The 16,750-nt window shown below is 34.0% G+C and carries 16 protein-coding genes; 3 read left to right on the top strand and 13 right to left on the bottom strand.

Annotated features, from left to right (window positions below; translation table 11 throughout):
* Window positions 1–99 precede the first annotated feature (99 nt).
* Window positions 100–993, bottom strand: a complete 894-nt coding sequence (locus tag PYW44_RS02960) for a hypothetical protein (RefSeq protein ID WP_115075956.1) — start codon at window positions 991–993, stop codon at window positions 100–102.
* 280 nt (window positions 994–1,273) lie between these two features.
* Window positions 1,274–1,792, bottom strand: a complete 519-nt coding sequence (locus PYW44_RS02955; protein WP_021338487.1) for a GNAT family N-acetyltransferase — start codon at window positions 1,790–1,792, stop codon at window positions 1,274–1,276.
* A 270-nt stretch (window positions 1,793–2,062) separates the two neighbouring features.
* Here PYW44_RS02955 and PYW44_RS02950 point away from each other — a divergent pair, with 270 nt between their 5' ends.
* Window positions 2,063–3,052, top strand: a complete 990-nt coding sequence (locus PYW44_RS02950; RefSeq protein ID WP_002506837.1) for an acrylyl-CoA reductase family protein — start codon at window positions 2,063–2,065, stop codon at window positions 3,050–3,052.
* A 212-nt stretch (window positions 3,053–3,264) separates the two neighbouring features.
* Window positions 3,265–4,623 (top strand): glucose transporter GlcP, encoded by a 1,359-nt coding sequence (glcP, locus tag PYW44_RS02945; protein WP_021338488.1) that lies wholly within the window; start codon window positions 3,265–3,267, stop codon window positions 4,621–4,623.
* Between the two features lie 332 nt (window positions 4,624–4,955).
* Here glcP and PYW44_RS02940 read toward each other — a convergent pair whose 3' ends face one another.
* The 9 genes from PYW44_RS02940 to PYW44_RS02900 all read right to left on the bottom strand — a co-directional run bounded on the left by PYW44_RS02940 (window position 4,956) and on the right by PYW44_RS02900 (window position 12,784).
* Window positions 4,956–5,357 carry a GNAT family N-acetyltransferase gene (locus PYW44_RS02940; RefSeq protein ID WP_021338489.1) on the bottom strand — a complete coding sequence of 134 codons (402 nt, stop codon included), beginning with the start codon at window positions 5,355–5,357 and terminating at the stop codon, window positions 4,956–4,958.
* Between the two features lie 71 nt (window positions 5,358–5,428).
* A complete protein-coding gene (locus tag PYW44_RS02935) occupies window positions 5,429–6,460 on the bottom strand; it encodes an NAD(P)/FAD-dependent oxidoreductase (RefSeq protein ID WP_002506834.1) in 1,032 nt (343 codons plus the stop codon).
* 352 nt (window positions 6,461–6,812) lie between these two features.
* Entirely contained in the window at window positions 6,813–7,232 is a 420-nt protein-coding gene (locus PYW44_RS02930; RefSeq protein WP_002506833.1) for a DUF2871 domain-containing protein, read from the bottom strand.
* A 146-nt stretch (window positions 7,233–7,378) separates the two neighbouring features.
* Window positions 7,379–7,957, bottom strand: coding sequence for a YcnI family copper-binding membrane protein (locus PYW44_RS02925; RefSeq protein WP_021338490.1), 579 nt, complete (start codon window positions 7,955–7,957; stop codon window positions 7,379–7,381).
* Window positions 7,958–7,972: 15 nt separating this feature from the next.
* Window positions 7,973–9,223: a copper resistance CopC/CopD family protein gene (locus tag PYW44_RS02920; protein ID WP_021338491.1), complete on the bottom strand. Its 1,251-nt coding sequence runs from the start codon at window positions 9,221–9,223 to the stop codon at window positions 7,973–7,975.
* A 309-nt stretch (window positions 9,224–9,532) separates the two neighbouring features.
* Window positions 9,533–9,979 carry a ribose 5-phosphate isomerase B gene (rpiB, locus tag PYW44_RS02915; RefSeq protein WP_021338492.1) on the bottom strand — a complete coding sequence of 149 codons (447 nt, stop codon included), beginning with the start codon at window positions 9,977–9,979 and terminating at the stop codon, window positions 9,533–9,535.
* Window positions 9,980–10,012: 33 nt separating this feature from the next.
* On the bottom strand, window positions 10,013–10,645 hold the full coding sequence (gene dhaL, locus PYW44_RS02910) for a dihydroxyacetone kinase subunit DhaL (RefSeq protein ID WP_021338493.1): 633 nt from the start codon (window positions 10,643–10,645) through the stop codon (window positions 10,013–10,015).
* Window positions 10,646–10,657: 12 nt separating this feature from the next.
* Entirely contained in the window at window positions 10,658–11,656 is a 999-nt protein-coding gene (locus PYW44_RS02905; RefSeq protein WP_021338494.1) for a dihydroxyacetone kinase subunit DhaK, read from the bottom strand.
* Between the two features lie 45 nt (window positions 11,657–11,701).
* Window positions 11,702–12,784: an MDR/zinc-dependent alcohol dehydrogenase-like family protein gene (locus PYW44_RS02900; protein WP_021338495.1), complete on the bottom strand. Its 1,083-nt coding sequence runs from the start codon at window positions 12,782–12,784 to the stop codon at window positions 11,702–11,704.
* 175 nt (window positions 12,785–12,959) lie between these two features.
* On the opposite strand from PYW44_RS02900, the gene PYW44_RS02895 reads away from it, so the two are divergent.
* Complete coding sequence (locus PYW44_RS02895) at window positions 12,960–13,724, top strand: DeoR/GlpR family DNA-binding transcription regulator (protein ID WP_021338496.1); 765 nt, start codon at window positions 12,960–12,962, stop codon at window positions 13,722–13,724.
* A gap of 97 nt (window positions 13,725–13,821) precedes the next feature.
* Here the strand turns inward: PYW44_RS02895 and PYW44_RS02890 are convergent, their stop codons facing one another.
* Complete coding sequence (locus PYW44_RS02890) at window positions 13,822–15,306, bottom strand: Na+/H+ antiporter NhaC family protein (protein WP_021338497.1); 1,485 nt, start codon at window positions 15,304–15,306, stop codon at window positions 13,822–13,824.
* Window positions 15,307–15,386: 80 nt separating this feature from the next.
* Window positions 15,387–16,715, bottom strand: coding sequence for an LLM class flavin-dependent oxidoreductase (locus PYW44_RS02885; RefSeq protein WP_021338498.1), 1,329 nt, complete (start codon window positions 16,713–16,715; stop codon window positions 15,387–15,389).
* Window positions 16,716–16,750 lie beyond the last annotated feature (35 nt).

Raw genomic sequence — 16,750 nt, 5'->3', positions numbered from 1 at the left:
AAATATCGTTAATCATATAATAAAAAGGCTAGGAAACCTCATTACAGTAATGAGAGCTCCTAGCCTATTTTTTGTGTGTATGATTACTACTTCAATTTATTATTGATGATAAGCTGGATCTACAACTCGTACAGTTCCTTGTTGATCTACTGTAGCAATTGCGTATGTTCCTGGTTCAGCTTGATTTTGGAAACTAAAGATATAACTATAATTACCTTCGCTTCCTTCAATGGCATAATCATTATAAGGATTAGATTGACCATTAATTGAGTTAACTTCTGCCATTGCATTATTTAATGAGTTTTGGAAGTTAGGTAAATTCTGTAATGCGGCTTGATTATCAACAGTTCCTGACGAAATATTTTGTGAAACTGGAACCGCATTTTGTCCTTGGTACGGTGGTACATATTCTGATGTCCCTGAATTTGCTGTACCATTGTTTCCATTGTTTGTATTCGCATTGTTTGTATTCGCATTATTTGTATTCGCATTGTTTGATGCATCATTGTTTGATGCATCATTGTTTGCATTCGCATTACCATTTGCTCCGTTTGCATTTGCACTATCTGCAGAACCATTAGCGTTACTACCACTGTTAGTTGCATTGCTATTAGAATTTGCATCACTTGAACTATTAGCACTATCGCCACTATTAGAACTGTTAGCGCCATTACTATCATTTGAATTTGAATCATTGCTATCTGAAGCATTTTCACTGTCGCTTGATGAACTATTACTATCTGAGTCACTATTACTGTTGCTATCAGAACTATCATCATCGCTTGAATTACTGTCACCAGATTTACTGTCTGAATCTTTGTCAGAGCTATCATTGCTCTTCTTGTCATCATTCTTAGAATCTTTTGATTGGTCTTCGCTAGATTTTTTGTCATCTGAACTATCGTCTTTGTTATTACTTTCGTCATCGCCACCATTTGAACAAGCAGCTAAAGCTAAAGATAGTGTCAGCGCCCCTGCTAATAATTTTTTCATATAGAAAACCTCCTTATGTTTTAATACTCATAACTTAATAGTTTAGCCATATGTATTAATTTGCCAATAAGTTAGATGAGAATTAGTATGTTATTCACTATAAATTTAAAAATAAACATCTTTTGTCAAAATTCTTTTGAAAGAAAATATAAATTTAATGAGAACTAAAAATTTCAAAACTTTAATTTACATTATTATCAGCTTAATAAGTTAACTTAATTTACGATATTTAAATTGTTACTTAATTATTCATTAATTTATTTGATCCAATTCATGCTATTTATAAATATTTCTCCATAATTAAATCCGTATCGATAATAGAACCTGTATAAAATTGATGTTCTCCAGTCACTGCAAGCCCTTGTTTTTGATAAAATCGATAAGCTTGCGTATTATGCTCCCATACACCTAACCAAAGTTTTGATTTGTTCAGATCTTTTGCTTTAGCCACTGCAAAATCAAAGACACTTTTACCTTTACCACTACCTTGCGCTTGAGGTAAAAAATAAATACGTTGTAGTTCAAGATATTCATTACCCATAGCTTCCGTTTGAGCCTCATTAATATTCAATTTAAAATAGCCAATAACTTTATTATTCTCTTTATAAAAGTAAGTGAATGAATTTTTATTTAGTAACTCTTTTTTTAGTTGTTCGACAGCATATGCTTCATTAAAGTAATGTTTGAAATCTTCATCAGAATATTCTCCCTCCTCAAATGTTGTTCTAAACGTTGTCATACACAAATCTCTCAACATGTTAACTTCAGATTGTTTAACATGTTCAATACAGTGGGTCATGATTCCACCTCTATTTCTATTAATATTTGTTATTTATTATACTAAAATAAGGATAATTTTACTATAAATTTTTCATAATTCCGCCATTTTCGCAAGAGTATATTTACAATAATTCTCATCTTGTAACAAAACCAAATGTTTTTGACTTTGAAGCGCTTACTTCTAAAACCTTATGTCTAGCCTTATTGTGTAATTTGCAATTACGTGATAAAGTTGATTCTAGTTTTTTAATTGTGCATAAATATATACATAAGGGAGTGCCCTAAGGCAATGACTGAATCATTTAAAGCTTTTGTGGTCGACGAACAGGACGGCAAAGTAACAAATCAATTTAAAGATATAACTATAGATGACCTTCCAGAAGGTGAAGTGCTGATTAAGGTTAAGTACTCAGGTATCAATTATAAAGATGCATTAGCAACGGTTGAAAATTCAAAAGTTGTTAATACTTATCCAATGGTTCCAGGTATTGATTTAGCAGGTGTAATAGAACATTCTGATACGCATGCATTCGAACCTGGCGAAGAAGTAATCGTAACAGGTTACGATTTAGGGAGCAGTCATTATGGTGGATTTAGTGAATATGCTCGTGTCAAAGAAGAATGGATCGTGCCATTACCTAAAGATTTAACACTGGAAGAGGCTATGATTTACGGAACAGCTGGTTATACAGCAGGATTAGCAATAGAGAAATTAGAGCGTAACGGACTTTCAGTTGAAAAAGATGACGTACTTGTACGTGGTGCTACAGGTGGTGTTGGAACACTTGCTGTTATGATGTTAGATTCTATTGGCTTTGATGTTGTAGCGAGCACAGGTAAATCAGATGTTGAAGAAAAACTTAAATCACTCGGTGCAAAAGAAGTTATACCTCGTATTAGCGAAACTGATAATAAACTCCTTGGCAAACGTACTTGGCAAGGAGCAATTGATCCTGTAGGTGGCGAAAGCTTATCTCAGATTATCAAACAAATAGATTATAATGGAAGTATCGCAGTAATCGGTATGACTGGTGGTCATAAATTTGATAGTTCAGTATTTCCTTTCATATTAAGAGGTACTAGTATTATAGGTATTGATTCAGTTTATACTGAAATGAAACAACGTAAACATATCTGGCGTCGATTAGCTAGAGACTTAAAACCAGATCATTTACACGAAATTAAACAAGTAATCAAATTTAGCAATATCGAAGATAGTATTAAAAAAGTCCTTGAACATAACAATTCTGGCCGTATCGTAATCGATTTCGAAGCATAGTAAAACAATAATTCCTTACCCCTACTTCAATTCATATTTTGAAGTAGGGGTTTTTGCATTTTAAATATAAATTCATTTTTATTCACATATAGAAAATATTCCATTTGATATAAACACATATGAATTAATAAAAATCTTATACTTTAATATTTACAACCAATATGTGAAAGCGTATACTTATATCTATCGAATTAAATCAGGAGGGTTTGGGAATGAAAATAAATAAGAAACTCATCTTTTTCCTTGGTGCCTTAGGTGGATTACTCTACGGTTATGACATGGGAGTCATATCTGGTGCTTTATTATTTATAAAAGATGATATTCCTTTAAATAGTTTTACAGAAGGTTTAGTCGTTTCATCTATGCTCGTTGGGGCAATTGTTGGTTCGGGAGCGAGTGGACCAATGTCCGACAGACTTGGACGTAGACGTGTTGTGTTTATCATAGCAATCATTTACATTGTCGGAGCATTAATACTAGCATTAGCACCATCAATGCAAATCTTAGTACTTGGTCGTCTAGTTATTGGGTTAGCCGTTGGTGGTTCTACCGCAATCGTTCCAGTATACTTATCTGAAATGGCACCAACAGAACAACGTGGATCATTAAGTTCATTAAACCAATTAATGATTACAATTGGTATTTTATCATCATATTTAATCAACTACGCTTTCACACCAATTGAAGGCTGGAGATGGATGTTAGGTCTTGCTATTGTACCTTCTATCATCTTGCTTATCGGTGTAGCATTTATGCCTGAAAGTCCAAGATGGTTACTTGAACATCGAAGCGAAAAAGCTGCTCGAGACGTTATGAAATTAACATTTAAACATAATGAAATAGATAAAGAAATTGCTGATATGAAAGAAATCAACAAGGTTTCAGACAGCACTTGGAATGTCTTAAAATCAGCTTGGTTAAGACCTACTCTGTTAATTGGTTGTGTGTTTGCCTTACTGCAACAAATCATAGGTATTAACGCAATCATTTACTATGCACCTACTATTTTTAGTAAAGCTGGATTAGGAGATGCTACTTCTATTTTAGGTACAGTCGGCATCGGTGCAGTGAACGTGTTAGTTACAATTGTCGCTATTAATATTATTGATAAAATTGACCGTAAACGTCTATTAATTATCGGTAATATCGGTATGGTTGCTTCATTATTAATCATGGCTATCTTAATATGGTCAATGGGAATTCAATCATCAGCTTGGATTATTGTTGCTTGTTTAACTCTATTTATTATATTCTTTGGTTTCACTTGGGGACCAGTACTATGGGTTATGTTACCAGAATTATTCCCAATGCGTGCACGTGGTGCAGCAACGGGTCTGGCAGCATTAGTATTGTCAATTGGTAGTTTATTAGTTGCACAATTCTTCCCACTCTTGACTGAAGTATTACCAGTAGAACAAGTATTCTTAATATTCGCAGCTGTTGGTATTGTAGCTTTAATCTTTGTTATTAAATACTTACCAGAAACTCGTGGACGTAGCTTAGAAGAAATTGAAGCGGAATTACGTACTAGAACAAATGCAAACGAAGCAAATATAAATGAAACAAAATAATTTCATTATATAAAAACACTGACCTCAGTTTCACCTCATAGCTGACGACAAAATCTCACGATTTTGTCGTCAGCTTTTTTGTTCGCGTTTTTTGTGTGCACAACTTCATCCTGTATCGGTTATTGCTTTATTAGCTAGTCAGGAGTAGGAGCAAATCACTACCATTTTTCAAATAAAAAATTATTCATCATATTAAGGCAAAAGAAATAAATATATTAAAAATTATTGAATAAGTGACTCTTTTCATAGAAAAACACTTTCATTGAATACATATTAAAATGTATTCAATGAAAGTGTTTTTATGTTATTAGCTGAGCCAACTTTATTATATTTTAATATTTTCGATACATCCCTGCCGAATGCGGTTCTGTCTTTATAAAACCGTATTGTGCATATAGCTGATCTGCTGGATAGTCAGCAATTAAACTGACATATGTGCCTTGTTCAGCTTCAGCAGAAATGTACGCCATAATATTTGTCATAATCAACTTGCCATAGCCTTGCCCTTGATAATTAGGATTAACAGCTATATCAATAATTTGAAACGCTGTCCCACCATCGCCAATTACCCTCCCCATGCCAATAAGCAATTGATTATCATAAATTGATACATCAAAACAAGCATTAGTTAAACCTTTTGCTGCTGCTTTTTGTGATTTCTCACTCAATCCTGCTATTTTGCGTAAATTTCGATACTCTGAAACTGCTGGGGCTTTATGCTTTATTTCTATCATTTACGAACAACTCCTAAAAAAAGACTATGTAACATTTACCATATCACATAGCTTCTTAGCTTACTTTTGTTTTATAGATATTTTTTCATAACCACTTTATTTGATTCTTTAAACACATCATTGTGACTAGATACATAACCCTCAGGTGTGGCTTTAGGCTCGACATATAATTTAGCTAAGTTTGCGGCATTAGCTGCATCACTAAATGCACTAGCAATAAGATGTGCTTTTGCCTCGTGATAGATAATATCACCACATGCATACAGCCCTTCAATACTCGTAGATGTATTGCCAAAACCTTTAATACTATATTCGTTAAACATATCAACTTGTGTTGAAGATTCTTCTAGTAATGTGTTTTCATGATCAAAGCCATGACTAATAATTACTTCATCAAATGTTTTAGCAATTTGTTCTTTCGTTTCTGTATTTTCTAAAATAACCTGTTCAATTTTAGTTTGTGTAGAATCACCAATAAGTTGATGAATATGTGTGTTAGGTAATTTTTCAACTTCTAATTTATCCAACACATCTTTCATTGCCTCATAGCCTTTAATATCTGCTTTACGATAAATAAGTGTGACACTTTTGGCATAACCACTTAAATCATTTGCCCAATCTAATGCAGAATTCCCAGCGCCTGAAATCAATACGTTTTTATTTTTAAACTTTTTCAATGATTGTACTACATAATGTAAATTCGTTAGTTTATAGCGCTCTGCATCTTTGATATCTAATTGCTTAGGATTAATAATACCACCGCCTATTGCAATGATGACAGATTTGGCGTCATAAATATTATGCTTATCCGTTTCAATTTCAAAATGTTGTTCCGCTATTTTTCTAATGTCTAAGACACGTTCTTCCAAATTGACTTCAGGATTAAAATGTAAACCTTGTGTAACCGTATCTTTAATTACTTCGCCACATGGTTTAGGCGCTAAACCGCCAATGTCCCATATAATTTTTTCAGGGTAAACATGCATTTTCCCACCAAGTTTATCTTGTATATCAATAATTCTAACACTCATACCTCGTAAACCCGCATAGAAACTTGCATACAACCCTGCTGGTCCACCACCAATAATTATAACGTCATTCATAATGAATCCTCCCAAAATCTATCTTTTCTCTTGATACTATTATGCTTGAAATGATAACGATTATCAATGGAAACGCTGTTATTTCCAGTACATTTTACATTAATTTGTATACTTAAAATGGATATAACGATACAGTCATTTTTCTTAGATTATACTTTATTAACGAAGTTTCTCATCTAGAAAATAAAGGAGTGGAACCACCCCGGCAAAGCTGATTAGAAATGACGTATAAAAGCTGAAGTGCTTTTTCAATTCAGTCAGCCACTGCTAATATAATAAAAGAATCTGGGACATGTACTTATCTCCCAGATTCTTTTTAAATTTATGATCATACTTAATGTAGCATTACAATTTATTTTTCATTTTTAGGATCTTTGATAATTGCACCTTTTAACAAGAAGAATAATAAAATAAATCCTGCTGTTAAAATTGTATGTCCGATACCAGCAAATCCTGCAAATGATTCTGGTACTGTTTTACCTATGACTTGATATGTCCCTTTAGTAAACATCATCCCTATTGTTGTTAATACACCTAGGTTAAATATAATGTAGAACCAATTAAATAGATAATAACTACTTAAATTAAAGACTTTTGTTACAGGTAATAAAATAAGATGCATAAACATGCCTAATATCAACGTATGTGTGTGTACAACTACAAGTTGCGTTTCACCAGTAAAATCATACGCTAATGTTAATTCACGATAATAAAACCCACTTAGTAAACCTAAGATTGTATAGACTAAAAAAGCATACAATATTCTGCGCATCGAGACTCCTCCTTATAGCTATTATAGGATATTTTTAAAAAAATTACAGTGACAATTCAACAAACTTACTCATTAAAAAGACAAGTCATATTTTTAAGATGACTTGTCTTTTTATTTATTTTATTAAATAACTTTATACACCTATTTTATTTAGTTGTCTTTTTAAAGATTGCTACTAACGACAAAATGATTGCAACAATAGATACAATCCATAGTGCTATTGGGCCATTACTAGATTGACTGCTTCCAGCAGTATCTTCGTTCCCCTTAGCTACTTTAGTAATAGGTGCTGGTTTTTCTGCATCTTCATCTCCTGTCCATTTAACAGTTTCACCATCATCGTATGTTTGATAAGCATCCCATTTAAATTCGCCTTCTTTTTCAGGGTTCGCCACTTGGATTGGTAAATCGATGAATTCATTTGGGCCAATGCCTTTATCTTTTGCCGTCCAAGTAATTTTCGTAATATTACCATCATCATCTTTAGTTAATTTATGATCAAATTGATCATTAGGTTCAACACCAACTACTGTAAGTTCTTTCGGTACTTTTAATTCAATTTTAGTCGTATTTGCATCTTTTTCGACTGGAACTCTGACATCATACTTTTCATATGAACCCGGTTCACTCGTATCTGGATTTAGCGTTACGTGAGCATCTGCACTTTTAGAAAAGCCCACTGCAATGATACATGCGACGATTGCTGCCATAATTTGTTTAAACATAATTTTTATCTCCCTTTATCCTGGAATATTGATTTGACTCATAATTACACCAACTAGTATCAATATAATTCCCATAATTAATTCAATATACAATGTTACTTTATTTGCGCGATGTTGTTTTCCTAACGCTCGTGTCGTTTGATAAAATCCTAGTGTCATCATGATGAGCGTTAATACCACTTTAACGATGAGCAATGCACTCCATGTTTGTATATTAGTCCAAATAGCTAATATATTTGTTTGGTCTATAGACATCAATACGCCAGAAATTATAATAAGTGCTACTGCAATCGTATTTAATTTCAATAAAAATGCTCTGATAGCATGGCTACTCTGATTTGATTTCGCACGTATGACAAGGAGTAAATAAATCAATGCACCTAACCAAAGTGACATCCCGCCTATATGTACTGTTCTAATTAAAATCGACCAAATAGACACGCTTTGAGACCATGCGTGTCCAGACATACTCAATGTGATTAGCATTAATATTGTTATGAATACATACCAACTCTCTGACATGTGTTTCAATGTAAATAGCCCTAACAATACTATAATGGCCACCATCGTTAAGACAAATGGCACTTGTATTAGTGCTGCTGTTTGTAATGATAATACATCAGAAACAACATCTGAAGAAAGTGTCATCATATAAACTAAAGCAGTCATTACTGATAGCATCATAAGCATCCATACAATAGGTTTAATATATTGATTAGACTGAAATGTTAATAACCCTTTTCTACTTGCCAATTGATTTACTAGAAATAGGCCTGATAATGTAATAATGAGTCCTTCAGTTATAAAGCGTAATGCTCCAAACCAAAAATCTGCTTTTTCGTAAAATGGTGGTGTCGTATCAATTCCATTAGCAGTTTCTTTACCAATTGAAAATTCAAACGTATCGCTTATCTCGTGACCATCTGCTGACATTGTTTGCCATTTTACATTATGTGTTCCTTTTTCTAACTCATCCACAGTAAATGATAATGTCTGTGAAGAACCCGTTGTACTCGGTTTCACTTCAGCAATTTCGCTTCCAGTATCATCAAAAATTTGCACACTCGAATATTGTGCGTGTACTGGTTCATTAAATTGTAGTTCAATTTCTCCTGGTTGTTCATTTACAACGCTGTTCGCGTTTGGCGTTACTTTTTCAAGTGTAGCATGTGCTGACACTTGTTGCGTTAATGCCATAAACACTATGATTATAGTGATGAAAAATATAGACATCGTCGCTTTAGGAAATCTTATAGACAGTTGCACGACAAATCCCCCTACTTATGTCTTGTACTTCTCATCATATTAAATTCAAAGTTTATTCACAATATTAATTATTAATTGTCATTTTTCAGACATATCATTTACATTAATTATTTTAATTCATGTTATATACTTGCAATCAATTTATTACATGTTATTGATTTGTACAATGCTATCTTTTAAAGTATGATGCTTTTATTTTTACAAAATAAATATCACTCATTTCCTCTCTAAACAATAAAAAGCTCATTCCCAAATTGTTGTGATTGGGAATGAGCTTTTTTAATATATGAATTGATTTCAAATTATATTTTAGTTGTTTTCATTATTTTCAACTTGGTCTATTTTATCCACTTTACGCTGTGAACCGCCTTCCCAAGTTACATTGAGATAAGCTTCAACATTCTTTTTAGCGACTTCTATACCAACAATTTGAGCGCCCATTGCCAAAATTTGTGCGTTATTACTTAATTGTGCACGTTCTGCAGAGTAATAATCATGTGCAAGCGCTGCACGAATGCCTTTGAGTTTATTAGCGGTGATTGCTACGCCAATCCCCGTACCACAAATTAAGATGCCTCTTTCGTTTTGTCCTTGTTGAATGCTTTTACCTACTTCAGCAGCTACATCTGGATAGTCAGTTTCTGCACATTGATGACAACCAAAATCTTCTACCTCATGTCCTAATTGTTCGACATGAACTTTAACCGCTTCTTTTAATTCATAACCATTATGGTCTGCACCAATTGCTATTTTCATTCTAATTCCTCCTTATAGATTTAGCTACAGTAATTAAATAAATGATTTAAAAGTTTCTAACATAAGATACGAAGATGTCGCGCCTGGATCAACATGTCCTTGGGCACGATAACCTAGTCTTTTAGAACGTCCTTTATTAGAAATAATCTCTTTCGTGCTATCCATTCCAGACTTCGCTTTCACCAGTGCTTTATTAAAAGCGTCCCCAAATGGTTCATCCTTATTTAGTGAGGTTTCTAAAGATTTATAAAACGGGTCAAGCGTATCTATCATTGTCTTATCTCCGATTTCAGCTTTACCTCTATCTTTAATACCTTTACTAAAAGCAATCCAAAATTGATATAATGCTACATCATCTAATTCAGTTTTGTTTTTTACTGCAACAGCCGCCTTAAGATAACCAGAAGCATAGAGTGGACCCACTGAAGAACCAACTGCATCTAAAAAGCTTTTACCGACTGCAACGCTAATTTTTGCGATATCATTTTGTGTTTGCAATTCATTAATTATCGTTTTTTGTACAGCTTGATAACCAATATTCATCGTTACACCATGGTCACCATCACCAATTTTTCTATCCAATTCACAAAGGATATCTTGTTGTTCTTCAAATAAAGTTGTTAACGCTAAGATATATTGTTTAAATGATTGACTCGTCAACGCCATAACTACTTCCTCCTACACTTCTTTAAAGTTTGGGCAATCTACTGGATGATCCATACAAGTTTTCAACGTTTCATCTAATTTCATTAAACTCACCGAAAAGCCGCCCATTTCCATTGAAGTTATAAAATTACCTACATAAGATTTATATGTTTTAATGTTTTGTTCTTTTAAAATTTCATCTACCTCTTTATTTATGATGTACAGTTCCATTTGAGAGGTTGCACCTAAGCCATTAACCAATACAATCACTTCATCATTGGCGCTGTATAGTCCTTCTTTTAAAATATTTTGCATAATCACATGAACTGTTTCTTTTGCTGTGCGAATTGTTGTTTTTTCAATACCAGGCTCACCATGATGGCCTAAACCAATTTCCATTTCATTCGCTTCTAAATCAAAACTTGGTTTTCCAGTTTGAGGTAAGTAGCACGGGCTTAAACCAATACCCATTGAACGGGTACAATCATTAGCTAATTGGGCAATACGTCTTACCTCTTCTAAGTCATAACCAAAATCAGCTGCTGCGCCTGCTGCCTTATACACTAACAACTCTCCAGCTATCCCTCTACGATCATCAATATCTTTTGAAGACGCAACATCATCATTACCTATGACCACTGCAGTTTTGATATCATCTTCTATTTCAGTCATTTCACTAGCCATTTCAAAGTTCATCAAATCTCCCGCGTAATTACCATAAATGTATAACACACCGTGACCTTCACTTATTTCTTTAGTTACAGCTTGTATTGGAATAGGAGATGGAGAAGCAAATATATTACCGACAGCGACACCGTCTGCCATGCCTTTCCCTACATAACCTAGGAACGCTGGTTCATGTCCTGAGCCACCACCTATTAATACACTTACTTTTCGATTAGTATTGCGTTTTTTTCCAATTAACGCCCTTTGGTGAAGTTTTGAACGTCTAATATAGTCAGGGTAGGCAATCACATAACCAGTCATTAACTCTTCAATGACATTATCGGGGTTATTAATCATCTTTTTCATTTCAATTCTCTCCTTTTTACGATGCTCTATATTTGAACTTGGCTGTTAAGGTACCAGAACAATTTTTAATGATTGATCACCTTTTTTCATTAGTTCAAAACCTTCCTCAAAATCTTTAAGTGATAATTGATGCGTCACAACGCCGTCTGTTGGGAAATCTCCTTTTGCTATACCATCGATAACAAGCGGATAACAATAAGGTCCTAAATGGCTACCCATCAAGTCTAATTCTTTACGGTCTGATATAATACTCCAATCCACTGTAACGGGATCAGCAAATACTGAAAATTCTACAAAACGGCCTAATTTTCTGATTGCACTCAAACCTTGCTCTACTGATTTAGGATGACCGGTGGCTTCGATGTAAGTATCACAACCATACCCTTCAGTCAGTGCTTTGATTTCTTTGACGACATCTACTTTTGATGGATTCATAACAATATCAGCGCCAAATTTTTTCGCTAATTCTAAACGATCATCTTTCATATCTAGCACTACTAACGTTTCAGCACCTGATTTTTTAGCAGCGCCCACCATGCCTAGTCCTAAAGTTCCTGCACCAGATAACACAACGAAATCACCGAGTTTAACATTCGCACGTTGTACAGCGTGTAGACTACATGCGTAAGGTTCAATTAAAATCGCTTTTTCAATCGGCATATCTTCTGGCACTTTATAATTAATTGCTTCTTTCGTAAATTTCATATATTCTGCCATACCGCCGTTTACATTGTTTTGGAAGCCATATAAATCATGTTTTTCACACATCCAATACTGACCATGATTACAAAATCTACAATCCCAACAAGGTACAATTTGTTCAGAAATTACACGATCACCAATTTCAAAATCTGTAACTTCATCTCCTTTTTCTACAATGCGTGCGATAAATTCATGTCCAGGTATCATCGGTGCCTTGATATATGACGGCTGTGTTTCATCACCCCAAAAGCTAGGTGCCCCATCATATGCTTTGATATCGCCTGCGCAAATGCCGCAAGCTTCTACTTTAACGACAATTTCCTTAGGATTATCAATTGTTGGCGTATCTACAGTTTCATATTTATATTCTCCAGGTGCATAAGCTACAACAGCATTCATTTTTTCCGGATAATTTTTCTTTGTCATTATTAACAGCTCCTCCACTTTTTTAGAAAGCGTTTTCATTTACAATTACAATTCTAATATATATTTTCGTTTCTTTCAAATATTTTTTCGTTTCTTTTCGTTTTGATCTGTTTTTATTTGCTTGTGTACGATTTATGTTAAAATAGTTAATGATACGAAGGAGGATATGATTCATATGAAAATGTACGCGGATGAACGAAGAGAGCATATATATACTTATATAAAATCACATAAACGTGCGACTGTTAAACAGCTTTCAGATTATTTAAGTGTGACAGAAGCAACTGTTAGGAGTGATCTTAGACGTTTAGAAGGTGAAAACAAAGTCACTCGAACACACGGTGGTGCAAAAGTAACTGAAAATATGACATCTAAATTAAACTTTTCTTATCGTCTGACACAAAAACATAGTGAAAAGTATAAAATTAGTAAATATGCATTAAAAAAGATTGAACCACAACAGTGCATTATGATTGATGCAAGCTCTACAACATATGAATTAGCAAAATTATTAGCAGAAACTACGATGGAACTTACAATTATTACAAACGGTTTAGAAAATGCGGTACTTTTAAAAGAGAACCCACATTTAACTGTTCTAGTAGTTGGAGGATTTGTTTCGCAAGACTCAAATGCTATTACTGGTAATATAGATTCACAAATATTAGAAATGTATCATATTGATTATTTCTTTTTATCCGCAAATGGCTTTACACTTGATAATGGATTAACAGACTTCTCACTACCTGAAGTTCAATTAAAAAAACAAATGGTGCGAGAAAGTGAAAATGTAATTGCACTTATTGATAAAAGTAAATTCGATATTTCTTCTACACTTTCCTTTGCAAAAATCAGTGATATCACCGAAGTTATAACAGATGAACCACCAACTCAAAAATGGACACATGACGTCCCTTTCACGCTCACAATTGCACACTAAATAAAAAAGGAACAATGATGAAAACTGTTATTTTAAAAGTTAAATATGACTTTTAAAATATCACAGTACATCATTGTTCCTTATATTTTTGTTATTTTTAAACGCCGCCACTCCAACCTACAGCAGTAAAGATGTAAAGTATAACCGAGCCAACGACAATCCAAATTAGAAATAGTGGTACCATAAATTTAAACCACGAGCCAAAGTTTGCTTTGGCAATCGCGATAGCACCTACTGTTGCACCTAAAGTTGGTGTAATTAAGTTACCTAACCCTCCACCAAACGATAAGGACGTTAATAACATTTGATCATTAACACCTAACGCATTAGTCACAGGTTGTAAAATAGGAATCATCACGCTCATTAACCCTGAACCAGATGGTACTAGTAAATTAAATATACCTGCGACAATAAATACGATAACAGCTACCATGCCAGACGATGAACCATCAAGTTGTGTAGTAAGACTGTTTACAATTGTGCTCAATATCTTACCTTTTTCTAAAATCACACTAATTGTATTTGCCATGATAATTGCAAATGCTACGACTAACATCGGTTTAGCACCTTCCAAAAATCCATCAACCATTGCAGTTGTCCCTTTTTGTTTTATTAAATAGGCTAAAACAAAACTAATACCAAAAACAGTAATAAATACACCATTGCCGTATTTTTCTGTCCAGTTTAACATGCCATTACCTAAGGCTAATATAATCGGTGTCACAATGACTAATATAGCTACGATGATATCTCTCCAATTTACTTGTCTATCTTCAATTGCCATATCATCATTACTTTTTTCTTTATGATTAAACAGCCACTTTTGTGTCGGCATCATACTCTTATTAGGATCTTTAATGACTCTTCTTGCGTACCAAATCACATATAACAGAGTGATAATTAAAAATACTGCATACATTATAGCTCTTCCACCATAACCAGAATAAAGTGCTACTTCAGGATAAACAATTTGTCCAATTTTAGCCATACCTGAAGGTGAAATTGAAAAAGCCATATACAAAGGTAAAAATGTAATGGCTAGTGCCATAATAGGGTCTAATTTCAAACGATTTACGAGTATGACTCCAAGCGTTACGAACACGATCATTTGATCTCCACCAACGAAGAAACCGATAAACGCCATCAAGGAAAATAACCCGATAATTAATGGCAATGCACCAGCATGTTCGAAACGAAAAATCATATAATTCGTTAATTTTGTCACAGAGTCTAATTGTAATATACCACCCATTGCACCACCTATAAATAGTAATAGTGTAATCGTTTGGGCTGATTGAATCCCCCCATTAAGTATGAGTGTAATAGCATAAAATGGATTCACTGGGTTTTGTGAAATTGCATGATACGTCCCTTGTATCATTGATCCATCTTTACTTGTATCAAATTGCCCAGCAGGAATGACATACGTCAATAAACAAGCAAACATCATCATAATAAGCATCATTAATAGCACATGAGGTAATTGGAATTTTCTTTTCACTTTTGTTTCAGTTTGCTCTGGCGCAGTGTTGACGTTACTATGTTTTACATGTTGATATGATGTTGTACTTGATTCTGACATGAACTTCACTCCTTATATTTAAAAAACAGACGCAACGTTTTAAAATAGAGGCGTCTATCCACTGTATTGTTTACTGAGTATTAGTGTGTTACTTCTTTCCTACTATATCTATTTTCTTTAAAAGGAATACCTATATGATCTCGTAATGTATCCCCCTGATATGCTTTATCGTAATAACCTTTTTCTTCTAAGATAGGTAATACATAATTTAAAAACTCATCATATACAGGTCCATTAATATGGGGGCCGAAGATAAATCCATCTGCTGCGCCATGTTCAAACCATTCAATGATTAAATTTGCTACTTCTTCATAAGTACCAGTGAAAGGAGAGCGACGGGCTGTTTCTTCCAAAGCGACATCTCTCAATGTTAAATTATTTTGTTTTGCGCGTGCCGCAATAGAATCTGCAGTAGCACGGAAACTATTTTGACCCACTTCACCTAAATCTGGAAACGGTGCATCGAGATCATATTGGCTGAAATCATGATGATCATAATATCTACCTAAGTAATCTAAAGCTTCGTCAATTGTCGCCAATGATTTTATTTCATCAAAGCGTGCTTCTACCTCATCGTTCGACTTACCAATAACTGGGGATAATATAGGATATACTTTAATGTTTTGTGGATCGCGTCCAAATTTTTTGGCTTGTGATTTAATACTGTCGTAATTACTTTTAGCGGTATCTAGTGATTCACCTAAAGTAAATACTGCATCAGCATATTGAGCTGCATATGCTTGTCCTTTAGGAGATGCACCTGCTTGAAATATAACAGGTTGGCCTTGTTTAGAACGACTAGCATTTAATGGACCCTTAACTTGAAAATATTGTCCTTTATAATCTAACGTATGCATTTTTTCCTTATCTAAATATGAGCCAGTCTCAACATCAAATGTAAAGGCATCATCTTCGTAAGAGTCCCATAACCCTTGAACGACTTGCAGATGTTCCTCAGCAATATCATACCTAACATCATGTTCAGGATGATCTCCTTTACTATAGTTATCGGCACTACCAGCAAGTGGCGAAGTTACTATATTCCAACCTGCACGCCCATGACTGATTTTATCGATTGTTGCGAGTTGTCGTGCAACAGTAAAAGGTTCACTATATGATGTTGAAATAGTACCAACTAAACCAATACGCTGAGTTACCGGCGCAAGCGCAGCTAAAAATGTTAACGGCTCATGTCTATCTAAAAAATGTGGAATAGATTTCTCATGAATAAATAATCCATCTGCCACAAATACAAAACTGAATCCTGCCTGTTCAGCTTTTTTAGCAACATCAAGTTGGAATTCAAAATTTGTACTGGCATCGCTCGGTACATCTTTAGATTTCCAAGCATGCATATGACCACCAGGACCGTTTAACATGATTCCAAAATCGATTTTATTTTGACTCATAATACCCCTTCTTTCTGCTTTTCTTTGTTATTCGT

Source organism: Staphylococcus equorum (assembly GCF_029024965.1).
Classification (GTDB): domain Bacteria; phylum Bacillota; class Bacilli; order Staphylococcales; family Staphylococcaceae; genus Staphylococcus; species Staphylococcus equorum.
Note: the sequence above shows the minus strand (reverse complement) of the source record. Positions and strands in the feature narration are given on the sequence as shown.